Source organism: Vibrio hangzhouensis (assembly GCF_900107935.1).
Taxonomy (GTDB): Bacteria; Pseudomonadota; Gammaproteobacteria; order Enterobacterales; family Vibrionaceae; genus Vibrio; species Vibrio hangzhouensis.
Genome location: NZ_FNVG01000010.1, coordinates 157,166 through 171,219, shown reverse-complemented (window position 1 = coordinate 171,219; position 14,054 = coordinate 157,166). Strand labels below are relative to the sequence as shown.

12 protein-coding genes and 4 tRNA genes are annotated in these 14,054 nt (G+C 46.8%); 4 read left to right on the top strand and 12 right to left on the bottom strand.

What is annotated here, in order from left to right; translation table 11 throughout:
- Positions 1–70 precede the first annotated feature (70 nt).
- The 7 genes from C4S60_RS12125 to uvrY form a co-directional block, all read right to left on the bottom strand.
- A tRNA-Gly gene (locus C4S60_RS12125) sits at positions 71–146 on the bottom strand.
- Between the two features lie 28 nt (positions 147–174).
- Positions 175–261, bottom strand: a tRNA-Leu gene (locus C4S60_RS12120).
- A 65-nt stretch (positions 262–326) separates the two neighbouring features.
- A tRNA-Gly gene (locus C4S60_RS12115) sits at positions 327–402 on the bottom strand.
- Positions 403–420: 18 nt separating this feature from the next.
- Positions 421–494: transfer RNA gene (locus C4S60_RS12110), tRNA-Cys, on the bottom strand.
- Between the two features lie 345 nt (positions 495–839).
- Positions 840–1,397 carry a CDP-diacylglycerol--glycerol-3-phosphate 3-phosphatidyltransferase gene (pgsA, locus tag C4S60_RS12100; protein WP_103880607.1) on the bottom strand — a complete coding sequence of 186 codons (558 nt, stop codon included), beginning with the start codon at positions 1,395–1,397 and terminating at the stop codon, positions 840–842.
- 48 nt (positions 1,398–1,445) lie between these two features.
- Positions 1,446–3,281, bottom strand: coding sequence for an excinuclease ABC subunit UvrC (uvrC, locus tag C4S60_RS12095; RefSeq protein ID WP_425275126.1), 1,836 nt, complete (start codon positions 3,279–3,281; stop codon positions 1,446–1,448).
- 13 nt (positions 3,282–3,294) lie between these two features.
- Complete coding sequence (uvrY, locus tag C4S60_RS12090; RefSeq protein ID WP_103880605.1) at positions 3,295–3,939, bottom strand: UvrY/SirA/GacA family response regulator transcription factor; 645 nt, start codon at positions 3,937–3,939, stop codon at positions 3,295–3,297.
- A 481-nt stretch (positions 3,940–4,420) separates the two neighbouring features.
- Between uvrY and C4S60_RS12085 the strand changes: the two genes are divergently transcribed.
- Positions 4,421–6,799 carry a DNA polymerase II gene (locus tag C4S60_RS12085; protein WP_103880604.1) on the top strand — a complete coding sequence of 793 codons (2,379 nt, stop codon included), beginning with the start codon at positions 4,421–4,423 and terminating at the stop codon, positions 6,797–6,799.
- Positions 6,800–6,830: 31 nt separating this feature from the next.
- Here C4S60_RS12085 and C4S60_RS12080 read toward each other — a convergent pair whose 3' ends face one another.
- Complete coding sequence (locus C4S60_RS12080) at positions 6,831–7,598, bottom strand: nucleotidyltransferase domain-containing protein (protein ID WP_103880603.1); 768 nt, start codon at positions 7,596–7,598, stop codon at positions 6,831–6,833.
- A gap of 158 nt (positions 7,599–7,756) precedes the next feature.
- Here C4S60_RS12080 and efpL point away from each other — a divergent pair, with 158 nt between their 5' ends.
- Together efpL and C4S60_RS12070 are read left to right on the top strand one after the other, a co-directional pair.
- The gene (efpL, locus tag C4S60_RS12075) at positions 7,757–8,323 is read left to right on the top strand and encodes an elongation factor P-like protein EfpL (protein ID WP_103880602.1); all 567 of its coding nucleotides are present in this window, start codon (positions 7,757–7,759) and stop codon (positions 8,321–8,323) included.
- A gap of 3 nt (positions 8,324–8,326) precedes the next feature.
- Positions 8,327–8,644, top strand: coding sequence for an HI1450 family dsDNA-mimic protein (locus C4S60_RS12070; RefSeq protein ID WP_103880601.1), 318 nt, complete (start codon positions 8,327–8,329; stop codon positions 8,642–8,644).
- 72 nt (positions 8,645–8,716) lie between these two features.
- On the opposite strand, the gene C4S60_RS12065 is transcribed toward C4S60_RS12070, so the two are convergent.
- From C4S60_RS12065 to C4S60_RS12055, 3 genes are all read right to left on the bottom strand, one after another.
- Complete coding sequence (locus C4S60_RS12065) at positions 8,717–9,250, bottom strand: phosphatase PAP2 family protein (protein ID WP_103880600.1); 534 nt, start codon at positions 9,248–9,250, stop codon at positions 8,717–8,719.
- Between the two features lie 101 nt (positions 9,251–9,351).
- The gene (locus C4S60_RS12060; RefSeq protein ID WP_103880599.1) at positions 9,352–9,738 is read right to left on the bottom strand and encodes a DUF2750 domain-containing protein; all 387 of its coding nucleotides are present in this window, start codon (positions 9,736–9,738) and stop codon (positions 9,352–9,354) included.
- A gap of 130 nt (positions 9,739–9,868) precedes the next feature.
- Complete coding sequence (locus C4S60_RS12055) at positions 9,869–10,774, bottom strand: manganese-dependent inorganic pyrophosphatase (RefSeq protein WP_103880598.1); 906 nt, start codon at positions 10,772–10,774, stop codon at positions 9,869–9,871.
- A gap of 210 nt (positions 10,775–10,984) precedes the next feature.
- On the opposite strand from C4S60_RS12055, the gene C4S60_RS12050 reads away from it, so the two are divergent.
- Complete coding sequence (locus tag C4S60_RS12050) at positions 10,985–12,211, top strand: putative manganese transporter (protein WP_103880597.1); 1,227 nt, start codon at positions 10,985–10,987, stop codon at positions 12,209–12,211.
- Positions 12,212–12,217: 6 nt separating this feature from the next.
- Here the strand turns inward: C4S60_RS12050 and C4S60_RS12045 are convergent, their stop codons facing one another.
- Positions 12,218–13,969, bottom strand: coding sequence for a glycoside hydrolase family 36 protein (locus C4S60_RS12045; RefSeq protein ID WP_103880596.1), 1,752 nt, complete (start codon positions 13,967–13,969; stop codon positions 12,218–12,220).
- Positions 13,970–14,054 lie beyond the last annotated feature (85 nt).

Genomic DNA, 14,054 nt, shown 5'->3' with positions numbered 1-14,054 from the left:
TTCAAATCAACCATTGCGGACGAAATCTAAAACGAAAAAACCCCAGCATTTCTGCTAGGGTTTTAGTGTTTGGAGCGACACACGAGGTTCGAACTCGTGACCTCAACCTTGGCAAGGTTGCGCTCTACCAACTGAGCTAGTGTCGCATTTGTCTTTTCAGACTTAATTTTGAGATGGTGCCCCGGGCCGGACTTGAACCGGCACAACGCGAACGTCGAGGGATTTTAAATCCCTTGTGTCTACCAATTCCACCACCAGGGCACGCAAAATCCTTTGCGATGGAGACACCATCTTGATACCGCCATCAAGGCCATATCACTATAATTTGGAGCGACACACGAGGTTCGAACTCGTGACCTCAACCTTGGCAAGGTTGCGCTCTACCAACTGAGCTAGTGTCGCACATTCTCAAAGAGAGAATGGAGGCGCCTCCCGGAGTCGAACCGAGGTCCACGGATTTGCAATCCGCTGCATAGCCACTCTGCCAAGGCGCCTTAATTGTTACTCTGAAACCTGTTAACAAAACCTGTTGTTCACTTTGTTTTGTTCAGTTCCTCTTGAGTACGGGAGGCATTTTACGCAATCAGGAAAATGAGTCAACACGTTTTTTAATATTTTAAATCGTTTGACTAAGAAACATCCAAAAAGCGCCAATTTGCTCAATTTTCTAGCAAAAACATACACATTTTTGCCTAGAAAACTTGTAATCCAGCTTATCTTCAGTCCAGTTTGGTCCACGAAGGTTAGTATTTGAAAGAGGGTTAAAAAGGCGAACTGCACTGATAACTCATTCATAAGTGTCAAAAAAGGCGAGCATATCGCTCGCCTCTTCCTAACCACTATTCATTATCTGCGTTCAACAAATCATCCTTGGCCGCGGCCAGGTATTGGAACATTGACCAGTAGGTAAGGACCGTTGCAACATACAACGCAACAAAGCCAACCCAGACCATCCAATCATCATATCGCCAGATCAGTACCCAAAGCGCAAACATCTGAGTCACTGTCTTTACTTTGCCGACCCAAGAAACCGCAACGCTCGCACGCTTACCAATTTCCGCCATCCACTCACGCAGAGCCGAAATAATGATTTCTCGCGCAATCATCGTTACCGCAGGAATAGTCACCCAAATACTATGGAAATGTTCTGTAATCAGAATTAGCGCCGTGGCTACAAGTACTTTATCAGCGACAGGGTCAATAAACGCCCCAAATCGCGAGGTTTGGCCAAGTTTTCTTGCCAACATCCCATCTAGCCAGTCGGTGAATCCCGCCACCCAGAAAACCATAGCGGAGGCGAATGGCGCCCAGCTGTATGGGAGGTAAAACACGACAATGAATACCGGGATGAGAAATAATCTCAACAAAGACAGAATGTTAGGAATGTTTAAACGCATATTGTTATCGGCTCTTTTCTACTGCGTCTTTATGTTGCGGGATTTTCTTTAGTGTTTCAATGCTTGATAGATGTTTTCTGCCAAAGAATTGCTAATTCCTGGTACTTTGGCGATTTCTTCTACACTCGCTCGCTTAAGTTCTTGCAATCCCCCCATGTATTTGAGGAGTGCCTGCCGTCGTTTCGGTCCAACACCTTCAATTCCCTCGAGTGGACTGGTTCGTCTTGCTTTGGCACGCTTTGCTCTATGGCCGGCAATAGCATGATTATGGCTTTCATCCCGAATATGCTGAATAAGATGCAGAGCTGGCGCATCAGCTGGCATGTTGAACTCTCGTCCTTGAGGAGTGATCAATGTCTCCAAACCGTGCTTACGCGTAACGCCTTTTGCGATACCTATCATAAGTGGACGCTTAGGCCAGTCTCCCCAGTAGTTGGAGACTATCTCAACCGCCCTGTTTAACTGCCCTTTGCCCCCATCAATAAAAATAATGTCAGGGATCTTATCTACATCGATTTGTTTTGAATAACGACGTTCCAGCACCTGTCCCATCGCCGCGTAATCGTCGCCTCCGGTGATGCCTGAAATGTTGTATCGACGATACTCCTGCTTCACTGGGCCTTCCTGGTTGAACACAACACACGATGCAATGGTATTCTCGCCCATTGTGTGACTGATATCGAAACATTCCATTCGGGTAATACTGTCGATATCAAGCGCATCCTGCAGTGCCCTGAAGCGCTGATTGATGGTCATCTTATGATTAATTTTGGTCGTAATAGCAGTCAATGCGTTGGTATTAGACAATTTTAGATAACGGCCACGTGCACCGGTCGGGCTAACGTGGAACATGACTTTACGACCGGCAATTTCAGTCAATGCCTGGCCAATATCGGAGACATCTTCTATCAGGTTGTCATTTAAAATAATGCGAGTCGGGATAGTTCTTGATTCTGTTTGATTCAAGTAATACTGGCTCAGGAAGCTGTAAAACACTTCCGACTGTTCAGTATTATTGGGGATCTTCGGGAAATGGCTGCGACTTCCCAGAATCTTACCCTGTCGAATCATCAGGATATGAACACACGCCACTCCGTTCTCCTGAGCAAAGCCAAGAACATCCATATCATCGTCACTGTCTTCTGACACAAACTGCTGTTCCTGAACCCGTCTGATGGCCTGAATCTGATCGCGAAATTCCGCGGCGTCTTCAAACTTAAGAGTGCGACTCGCCTCGTCCATTTTATCCACCAGCATTTGCAGCACAGTGTTGTCCTTTCCCTGCAAAAACAGGCGCAGCAAACCAACCAGGTCCTGGTATTCTTCATCACTGATTATCGCGCTTACGCAAGGCCCGGCACAGCGCCCGATCTGATACATTAAACATGGACGACTGCGATTGGCATAAACCGAGTCTTCACACTGTCTGACCGGAAAAATTTTTTGCAGAAGATGAAGAGTCTGTCGCACCGCCCCGGAGTCGGGGTACGGCCCGAAGTACTCACCTTTTTTGCGTCTTGCTCCGCGATGGATAGACAGTCTGGGGTGCTTGTGCCCTGAGAGAAAAATATAGGGATAAGACTTATCATCTCTGAGCAGCACATTGTACTTTGGCAGATACTGCTTAATGTAGTTGTGCTCGAGAATCAACGCTTCTGTCTCAGTGTGAGTCACCGTGACATCTATTTTGACAATATTACTAACGAGCGCTCGGGTTTTTTCGCTGTCAACACGCTTGCGAAAGTAACTAGAAAGGCGTTTTTTGAGATCTTTGGCTTTGCCAACATAGATGACCACCGACTCGGCGTCATACATACGGTAGACGCCGGGTTGGTTCGTTACAGTCTTGAGAAAGGATGTTGAATCAAAATTGTGTTCCGACACGATACTGTCTCAGCTATAGGGTCTCAGTATCTAACATTCCGTGTCGAATAGCTAAATGAGTCAGTTCAACATCACCATTGATATCTAACTTGCTAAACAGTCGATAACGATAACTATTGACCGTTTTAGGGCTCAGACTCAACTGCTCGGAGATATCCGTCACCTTCTGCCCTTTGGTAATCATCATCATGATTTGAAGTTCACGTTCAGAGAGATCTTTGAACGGATTTTCAGAAGCTGATGAAAATTGGCTGAGCGCCATTTGCTGGGCAATCTCTGGAGAGATATAACGCTGACCGCTATTAACCAAACGAATCGCGTTTACCATTTCATCAGGAGCCGCGCCTTTTGTCAGGTAACCTGACGCACCGGCCTGCATAACTTTGGTCGGAAATGGGTTTTCCGTATGCACTGTCAATACGATGATCTTAACGTCTGGATTGTGGCGTAGAATTTTCTTCGTTGCTTCCAAACCGCCAATACCAGGCATATTCATGTCCATTAAAATGACGTCAACATGGTTGCTGCGACACCATTTTACGGCTTCTTCACCACTGTCAGCTTCCCCTGCCACATTCATTCCACGGACGTCTTCGATAATACGTCGTATCCCTGTGCGAACCAGTTCGTGATCATCTACAAGGAAAACATTAATCAAACTTGTATCTCCACACTTATCTATTGGCTCTGCGACCACTTGAGGTTAGTGGATAGCAGCATGGCTAACTATCATACCTCATTTAAAATCTAATTGCTCACACACAAACGCGCATGGGCACACACTCTGGCAAACACATTACGATGAAGAAGCAGAGTCGTCAATCATAAAAACTTTAAAATCATCAGGTTACATTTTAGACAAACCTCATACACTATGACCGTAACCCCTCGATTTATCAAGATAAAGTGTGCCCTTGCCACTATGAAACTCAAATCACATCATATGCTATTAAGGTACAAAAACTCGATATAAATCACTATTATAAAATCTCCACTTTACCTATACAGTTTAGTTGATATTTATCGAATTTCGCTCTTTGTTGGTGTTTGTTACACTATTCCCCCTTACAGTGTCATTCATGGCTGATATTTTGAGTAACACTTTGTTAAGCGACTCGCGCTAGTAGGAAAAAACCTAGTTGAACATCTATAAGGGGTTTCTGTTAACCCGACAAGCCAGAGATACCCGTCTGGGGCCTCAGATTGAATTGTGGCTCTCCACTCAGTACGGACCCACCCAAGTTCTGATTGAAGGTCAGAGGCCGGTGTTTTTTGTGCCGCAACAGGCAGTTCAGACGGTGAGAGATCTGGCGAAAGTCGCAGGTATCGCTGCTGAACTCAAGCCCGTTACACTTAAAAGTTTCGAAGGTCAAAGCCTTGCAGCTGTCTATTGTCCGACTATCGCTTCTGCCCGTCAGTTGAACGACATTCTTCTGAGTAATGACATTTTAGTCTTGGAAGCCGATATTAAGCTTGCGGACCGTTTTCTGATGGAACGTTTTATTCAGGGAAGCCTGGCGGTGGTTGGCCACAGCGAAGTCGTCAACGCCAATACACCTAATTCGTTTATTCGTATTACCCAGGCAAAATGCAAGGCGGATGATTACTCTCCTACGCTGCATACTGTCTCACTGGACATTGAATGCTCAGAAAAAGGAGAGCTCTACTCGATAGGTCTTGATAGCGAACGAGACAGTCGGGTCATTATGATTGGAGAGCCCCAACCCACTGACACTCCAACTCAATGGGTTATAGACGAAAAAGCGCTACTATTGGCACTCAATGACTGGTTTAGGGCCTTCGACCCCGATGTTGTTGTGGGTTGGAGCGTTATTGACTTCGACTTCAAACTGCTCCACAAAAGAGCGGAAATCAATAAAGTCACTCTGTCACTTGGGCGTAACGAACAGCGCACTTACTTCAGAACTCTCCCCTCAAGTCAGCAGAGCTTTATTACTATTCCCGGACGCGTTGTGCTGGATGGCATCGATACCTTAAAGACGGCAACCTACAATTTCCGCTCCTGGTCACTGGAGTCTGTATCGCAAGAGCTGCTCGGTGAAGGGAAAGCAATTCACAATGTTCACGATCGGATGAGTGAGATCAACAGTATGTTCCGTAGCGACAAACCATCACTGGCCAGGTATAACCTGCAGGACTGTGTGTTAGTGAACCGCATATTTGAACACACTCACCTGCTTCAGTTCGCTATTGAGCGGACAAAACTGACTGGCGTCGAACTTGATAGAGTGGGCGGTTCTGTCGCCGCATTTACCAACCTTTATTTGCCGCGCCTGCATCGCTCACACTATGCTGCCCCTAGCCTGCACCCCGAAAACTGGATCGCGAGTCCTGGCGGGTACGTTATGGATTCGATTCCTGGTCTATATGATTCGGTTCTGGTGTTGGACTTCAAGAGCCTGTATCCATCGATCATTCGTTCATTTTTGATCGATCCGATGGGACTTATCGAAGGTTTAAAACTGGAACTGGGCAAAGAATCCCACCAGGCTGTAGCAGGTTTTCGAGGAGGTCAATTCCACAGAACGCAGCATTTTCTACCGAACTTAATCGAAGACCTGTGGAAAGCACGCGATGTCGCAAAAACTAATAACGAAAAAGCATTTTCACAAGCGATCAAAATCATCATGAATTCATTTTACGGTGTGCTTGGCTCGTCGGGTTGCCGCTTCTTTGATACTCGACTCGCCTCTTCTATCACCATGCGTGGTCATGAAATCATGAAGACCACCAGGAGACTTATCGAAGAGCAAGGATATCAGGTGATATACGGCGATACGGACTCTACCTTTGTTTCTCTTAACGGTAAGTTCACGCCGGAAGATGCCGACAAAATTGGAAACCAGTTAGTCAGTTCCATTAATCTATGGTGGTCTACGTATCTAAAGGACGAATACAACCTTAATTCGATTCTTGAACTTGAGTACGAGACGCACTACCACAAATTTTTGATGCCAACGATCAGAGGTTCAGAAACCGGATCGAAAAAGCGTTATGCGGGATTAATTGGTGAGGGCGAAAATGAGCGACTCATTTTTAAAGGACTAGAAAGTGCCAGAACCGACTGGACCGCGCTGGCACAAGAATTTCAGCAGCATCTGTATAGAATGGTATTTCATAACCAAGACCCTTCTGAATACGTTCGCTCATTCGTTGAAAGTACAGCTCGCGGTGAATTCGACCATCAATTGGTGTATCAAAAGCGATTACGAAGAAAGCTGCACGAGTATCAGAAAAACATTCCTCCGCAGGTCAGGGCCGCACGGATGGCTGACGAAATCAATCAACAATTGGGCAGGCCTCTTCAATATCAGAATCGTGGCCGGATTGAATACGTCATCACGATTAATGGTCCGGAGCCAAAAGAGTACCAGCGCTCTCCCATTGATTATCAGCATTACATTGATAAACAGCTACGCCCGGTCGCTGAGGCTATTCTTCCTTTCATCGGGCAAAACTTCGACGATCTCAGTGCCCCGCAAATGGGCTTGTTTTGATCCCTTAAAATCACAATTCGTGGCCAGAGAGCTAACCAATCTTAAATTCCAGTTTTTGGTACTCTTTGGCTAACCAAGGGCCAAACTCATCCACCAGAGCGACGACCGAACGTTTAGGGATCGCCCGTGTACCCAACAATATTTCCAATCGCTCTATGGTCTGAGCACGTTCTGGATAGACAGTCAGAAATTGCTGACCACAGGCCACGGGATCATCTAGCCAGCGTCTGGTTTTATGCATTACCAGACCATAAGAAGCACGAAGAAGCTTTTTAGCCATCTGCCGCTGGCTAACCAACATCTCTTGTTGACTGTTAGCCAACGCTACTTGTTGTCGATGCTCCAGAGCCGTTTGACCGATGTCCATATTCCACTGTTTGGCAATTTCCCAGCTGGGTACATACTCCCCAAAGCACTCAGCGAGATCATCGCCCATAACGTTTACGCAGCATTGTTTTAGCAGAAAGCCCCAGGTAAACAGAGCTTCTAACGAGGCAACTTCCGCGACTAGTGCCGTTCGAATCGATAGTCCACGAACAAAAGCGAACTCACGCTGAAAACGCCAATTGATAGTATTAAACAGGGAGCTTTGACTGTCTTTGCATGGCTCGCGGGTCACCACCACGACATCCAGATTTGATACATTCGGTATGGCTCGCCCTTGTGCGACTGAACCATAAACATAAACACTGTGTAGATTTGTCCTGAAACCTGTTGTCAAACAAGCAATCAGGTCTTCAATGACTGGGATGTATTCCGGTTGAGGAATCAGCGTTGATAGTGGGGTTGACGTTGACACGATTTCATTTTGATCGACTGAGAATAGGCATATTTTACGGTTGAGGTCTGGCAGTTTCAATCAACAATTGATTGAGTTGAGCCATCACTTGCATCTTGAGCAAAGGCTAATTTCGGACGTATAATTGATTGTCTAAACAAAAACGAAGGAAACATTCCATGCCTAAGGCAAGTGAGCTAAAAAAAGGTTTTGCGATTGAATCAAATGGCAAGACGTTGCTAATCAAAGATATCGAAGTAACGACTCCTGGCGGTCGTGGTGGTGCAAAGATTTACAAATTACGTTGCACTGATTTAGCAACAGGCTCAAGAGTTGATGAGCGTTTCAAGTCTGACGACACACTTGAAACCGTTGAGATGAACAAGCGTAACGTTACCTTCTCTTATGTTGATGGTGACGAGTACATCTTCATGGACAACGAAGATTACAGTCAATTCACTTTCAAACAAAATGAGATTGAAGACGATTTGCTATTCATTAACGAAGACACTCAAGGTGTTCAAGTTATCTTGGTAAACGGTAGTGCGGTAGGTCTGGAACTACCTTCTTCCGTTGAACTAGTTATCGAAGAAACCGACCCTTCGATCAAAGGCGCTTCTGCCTCTGCTCGCACGAAACCAGCTCGCCTGTCTACAGGCCTGACGGTTCAGGTGCCTGAGTATATTGCAACAGGTGACCGTGTTGTGATTAACACAGCTGAACGTAAATACATGAACCGAGCGTAACTTATGTCTGAACTGATTTCATACGATGACGTCATCGAAGCGGCTTACGATATCTTTCTGGAAATGGCACCGGACAATCTGGAAGCTGCCGATGTGATCCTGTTCACCGCACAATTTGATGACCGCGGTGCTGCAGAGGTGGTCGAGACAGGTTCAGATTGGGTTCAACATGTGGGTTTTGACGTGGATGAGAGTTACGCGGAAGTCCGCATCGGTCTTGTCAACGAAGACGATGACGTTTTGGATGACGTTTTCGCTCGCCTACTTGTGAGCCGTGACCCTGACAATAAGTTCTGTCATATCCTTTGGAAGCGCGACTAACGTCGAACCAAATGACACGCTGATCAAGTCGTCATTACTTTTATCAAGGATGACGACTTGTTGAGCTTGGTATTACCAGTTATAGGTAACCGAAACCCCCGCCCCTTTCGAACTCGCCCAAGGCAAAAGCTGAACATTGTCATCCAGTGTGTCGGTAAACAACCAACCGGTAAACACGCCAATGGCAGCTCCCGCAGCGACATCACGCCAGTAATGCTTCTCAGCCTGAACTCGACCAACGCCGACCAGAGCGGCGACACCATAAGCAGGCAGACCAACCTGCCAACCATGCCGAATATGGAGCGTCGTTGCAGAGGCAAACGCGTTCGCAGTATGATTGGAAGGAAAACTTTTATTGTCACTGCCGTCAGGACGTGGTGCATCAATAGTATACTTGCCCACCAGACCGATCGCAGATGCCGAGCCAATGCTCAAGCCCGCTTGCCACACGCCTTCCCAGTCGCCCTGATAGGCAGGCAATCCTGCTGCAAGTCCAACCAGACCATAAGCACCAATGTCGCTGAAGGTATCCCAAGCCTCTTTATTTGAAGCATGAGTGAAAGAGGTGAAAACGAAAGTAGAGAGAAGTAAAAAAAGTCGCGACATAACAAACAGTAAGCAGAGAAAGAGAGACGATGAGTCTACCCTATGTTTGATTTTCTGCCTACCGTGAGAAATATCTGATTACGGTTTATTGACGCCAGTTATCAACGAGATTTACTAGCCTGCTTTTTAAGCTCAAAATCAAACTCATCCGGGAACAGCACTACGCCTTCCTCGTTTTGATTTGGGAACACAACAACCGCAAGCTCATCGTCTTCTAGACCATATGTCCAGCGGCTGTGCCATTTGTTGAGTGAAATCGCTTCGGCTTTGCAGTTATCCCATTCGCCTGTAGCCCATTGCTCCGCAAGCTCTTGATGCGGCCATACCGGGACACAATCTTCATCTTCTGTGTTGAGCATTACGCAGCCGTGCTCGTCCGTCAGGATCCAGATTTGACGTTCCTGCACCATAGTTTTCACACTGTACTTCAGTCTCTTCTCTTCATCGTAACGAGAGATCTCATCAATTTGATGTTGTTCTAATGCCATTGCAGCGCGCCTTTTTGCTTATTTATAACTCTAGAGATTAGGTTTAACTCTAGAATAGCGGAATTAAAAAGCCCCAGCACCTATGACGCTTGGTCATGGTTACCAGGGCTCTGTCAGACTCGGTGAAAAATTACACGAGCTCGTTTTGTAGCCAAGGCCAGCCTTGCTTCTTACGGCTTAGTGTATTTTCCATCATAAGCATGCCGTCTTTCTCATGCTTAACCAGCTTCTCAGCCCACTCACCTTTGTAGATTAGACGAGTTTGAGCTGTTGTGATATCAGTTAGCATCACTGCAGCGAAAGCCAGACCTTCTTCTTCGCAGCGGCGAGTTAGATCAGCTTCTAGCGCTTCGATCATGCCGTCAACTTGCTCAAGTGTCGCAAGCTCAACCTGACCAACTACAACGTCACGACCGTTGAATGGGTATGCCTTCAGATCTTTTTCAACAAGCTCTGCTGCAGACAGACCTTCGATGTTTGTTTTCGCAATCAGAAGATCTTTGATAAATGCATCTAAGTCTTCAACAGCAGCGATCTTCGCCAGCTCCTCAACTGCATCTTTGTCTTTTTGAGTGCAGGTTGGAGATGCAAAACCGACCGTGTCAGAAAGAATTGCCGACATCATCAGAACTGCCAGTGGACGCGTGATTTCAGCTTGTTCCATTTTGAAAAGGTTAAATAGGATAGTACAAGTACAACCTACCGGCCAAATCCAAGCTTCAAGCGGGTTAACCGTCATCACGTCACCCAGACGGTGGTGGTCAACAATACCCAGAATTTCGGCTTCATTAATATCATCTGGTGCTTGTGCAAGGTCTGTGTAATCCACCAACCATACTTTTTCACCTGCTACGCTAGTGCGAAGTTCTGGTTGATCTACACCTGCCGTTGCAAGGATGTGCTGAGTTTCACGGTTGATTTCGCCTTGACGAACAGGCTTCGCTTCAAGACCACGAGCTTTTAGAAGTTCTGCAGCAACGAGTGCACCACAAATACTATCACTATCTGGGTTCTTATGACCGACAACTAAAATCATTTTGCTTCCTAACTAATTCTGATCACTCAGGCGTATTCGCCTGTTTACATCTCACGAGGGACGATACTTTACCTGAATTTCTGAATTTGTCATCGATTGATATGCGATTTGGTCAATTTCTTGAGAGACGCACCGTTAAAAAGGTTATTGATAATCATTATCACTGCAACTATAGTTGATAATAATTCTCATTTGATATCATTTTCACTTATGCAATTCGTTAAAAAATTTCCTTTGCTCAATGGGTTGAAACTGGAGCCTTTCACACCAAGACATAAGCGCATGCTTTTGCCCGTAGTCATGTTGACGTTACTGGTCGCAAACGACACAAGAGAAACTGCGGTACACGCCCTTTCCGACGCATTCTGGGCTGTCTCTTGCTACGTAGCGTTCACATTAATCCTTTACCATCTGATTGCCCGGCTATTTTCCAGCCCAAATCGGTTGGTCGAGTTATACCATCACTCTCCTCATCACCAAGTGGTTTTCTCATCCCTGCTGGGTGCCTTACCTGGTTGTGGTGGCGCCATCATCGTCACCACTCAATTTGTCACAGGTCGGGTAGGCTTTGGCTCTGTGGTTGCCGTGCTGACTGCGACGATGGGCGACGCGGCCTTTGTTATTCTTGCCAGCAAACCCAATGTTGGAATTGGCCTAGTCTTGCTGGGAGTCGTTGTCGGTATTCTGACGGGATTTCTGGTCAATCATCTTCACTGTGCTGACTTTCTTCGTCCAACATCAGGCATACAGAAAGATCTGCCTCACCGCTCCCTTAATGCTTGCCCGTGTGATAGTTCTCAGACACCTTCTACAAACCAACAGGTCGCCATGAACTTACAGGGTCAGTTTTGGAAGTGGTTGATAGCTCCTGCACTATTTGTCTCAATTACTCTATCTCTGCAAATTGACGTCAATGAACAGCTCAGACTGCCTGAGCACGGTATTGAGTGGTTAGGTGCAATACTATCAGTAGTAATGATGTGCCTATGGGCTTGCACCAATGAGATCAAAGGCCATCAAAAAACGGTCGCAGAAGGCCACAAAGTCTCGTACTCACACCCAATCCAGAAAGCGGCTCAGGATACCCACTTTGTCAGTGCATGGGTCATTAGCGCCTTTCTGGCTTTTGAGCTCTTGTTCCTTTTCGCAGACATCGACCTAGCCAGAGCCTTATCGGGATACGGCCCTTACATGCCCCTGATTGGAATGGTCGTCGGCCTATTACCCGGCTGCGGCCCACAAATCCTGATAACCGGACTTTACCTTACTGGGTCTGTACCCATGTCCGGTCAGATCGCCAATGCTATCTCCAATGATGGTGATGCTCTGTTTCCAGCCATTGCACTAGCGCCTAAGGCCGCCATTGCGGCGACCTTTTATTCGGCCGTCCCCGCGCTTGTTGTTGGCTACGGGTACTATTGGTTGTTCGAACTGTGATTGGAGCTAGTTCGGAATGTGAATGACTGACACAATGGCCCGGCTATCAAGGCCTGGATTAACCGGAACCAGCAGGATCTGTATTGGATCCTGGTTCAGCTTCTCACCACTCCAGTAATCAAACCAATCGCAGGGGTATTCCGTCGTCAGGGTGTATTCACTGACATCGTCGTTGTAGTGGAACAAACAGTGCAATCGACGCTCCTCAGACAACTTTAACGTTGCGTGATTCATCGAGAGCGAAGTAAAGATCGACGCACGCGTGGTATGACGTTGACGGGATACTAATCTGGCCAGCGTTTCTTCTGCGAAGGGCGTCAACTCGGGTAGCGGATCTCCCGATAGCAGTAACCCGCCGCTTGCCAACAAGGCATTCCGATGAAACTCATAACTTGCTCTATCAGTTCCCTGATTCGGCAATGAAGTAAACGTCGCACAGTCAGGGTCTATCAGCCAGATTCGCTGATGTTGCCAACTGCGATAGAAAGTTTCTTTTGCTATCTGTTCAAAGCGATCGGACTGGCGTTCTACGTCATCTGAAACCCGCATCGCATCCACTAAACCCAGCGATGGCCACATAGGTGCATTGCAACCCAGAATGAGGGCTCCCCCTGCCCCTTCATTAATCGCCGCCATTCCCAAGCGATAAGCCTCTACTCCCGTGACACCTTGCTGATAGCGTTTACCTTTCAGCGTTCCCCAGTAATTCGCATCAAGCTTGAATAATTCTACCCCCCATTCCTCACGCATGGTTCTGACAACATCGCATAGGTGCGCCTGAACTTCTGGGTGAGACGCGTCGAGAATGTACCATGGCGTACAACGCCAACCGCCGTAGGTGACATCCTCGGCTTTAAGCAACTCTCCGGACTCATGACGCAGGAACCAGTCGGGATGGTTTCGAAATACCTCCGATTCAGCTTGAGCAATAAATGGTGCCATCCAGATGGCCGGTTTTTTCCCTTTCGCCCTGATATCGGCAATCAACGACTTGACGCCTCCTTCAAACTTATCGGATGGCGTTAACCAATCGCCCATAAATGCCTGATAACCATCATCGAGCAATACCCATTCTAAATCGAACAGTTTCTCCTCCATCACTTTGACGTTTTCCATCACGTTTTGTCTAGTAACGTCTGCGTAATAAGCATACCAGGAACACCAACCGATTGGTGTATCTCCAGACACTCCGATTCGGTTTGGATGATGGTTGGAGATCAGGTTGGCGTACTCATTGTAGACCGATTCAAGGCTGTCGCCGTGTAAGACGGTTAGCGACTCCAATTGACTGGTTTCCCAGTGCTGCGGTTCACTGGACTCACCATCGATAAACGCAACAATATCAACACCATTGCTGCGGTGCTGTAATTCGAAGTAGCCGGCAAAGCGGTGACAAGATGTAAAACCATAAAGATGAAATCCGGTCGACTGCTCGACAACCAGGTAGTTATAGAATCGACGAGGGGCATCCTCTGGGTAGATCCGGTAACTGCTGTTATTGTCCGGGCAACGACCCACATCAATGAAGCTACCCAATTTACCAGCCGTTTGACACAACATCTGGAAACCGTCACCTAAAACATAAGCACCCGACTCTACTTGATTTTCAAACTGAACCAGTGCGGTGCGCGAGGGTAGCGGCTCAAAATGAAGGCTCACATATTCAAAACTGAGCTCTTTGCCTTGTAGAGAGACTTTGATATCAGAGTTGATGGCCAGTGCGTCTAACTCTGAAGAAATCGGAATATATTCGGTCATAATTCCTCGACCATTTTTGGGGAAGTTACCTAATGAGTATATTGTTAGGTAAAAAAAAACCCATCCTTATGGATGGGTTTTGTGT

Coding starts and splice junctions, on each gene's coding strand:
- pgsA (WP_103880607.1), bottom strand. CDS start 1,397: ATGCGTTTAAACATTCCTAACATTCTGTCTTTGTTGAGATTATTTCTC.
- efpL (WP_103880602.1), top strand. CDS start 7,757: ATGCCTAAGGCAAGTGAGCTAAAAAAAGGTTTTGCGATTGAATCAAAT.
- C4S60_RS12070 (WP_103880601.1), top strand. CDS start 8,327: ATGTCTGAACTGATTTCATACGATGACGTCATCGAAGCGGCTTACGAT.
- C4S60_RS12065 (WP_103880600.1), bottom strand. CDS start 9,250: ATGTCGCGACTTTTTTTACTTCTCTCTACTTTCGTTTTCACCTCTTTC.
- C4S60_RS12060 (WP_103880599.1), bottom strand. CDS start 9,738: ATGGCATTAGAACAACATCAAATTGATGAGATCTCTCGTTACGATGAA.
- C4S60_RS12055 (WP_103880598.1), bottom strand. CDS start 10,774: ATGATTTTAGTTGTCGGTCATAAGAACCCAGATAGTGATAGTATTTGT.
- C4S60_RS12050 (WP_103880597.1), top strand. CDS start 10,985: ATGCAATTCGTTAAAAAATTTCCTTTGCTCAATGGGTTGAAACTGGAG.
- C4S60_RS12045 (WP_103880596.1), bottom strand. CDS start 13,969: ATGACCGAATATATTCCGATTTCTTCAGAGTTAGACGCACTGGCCATC.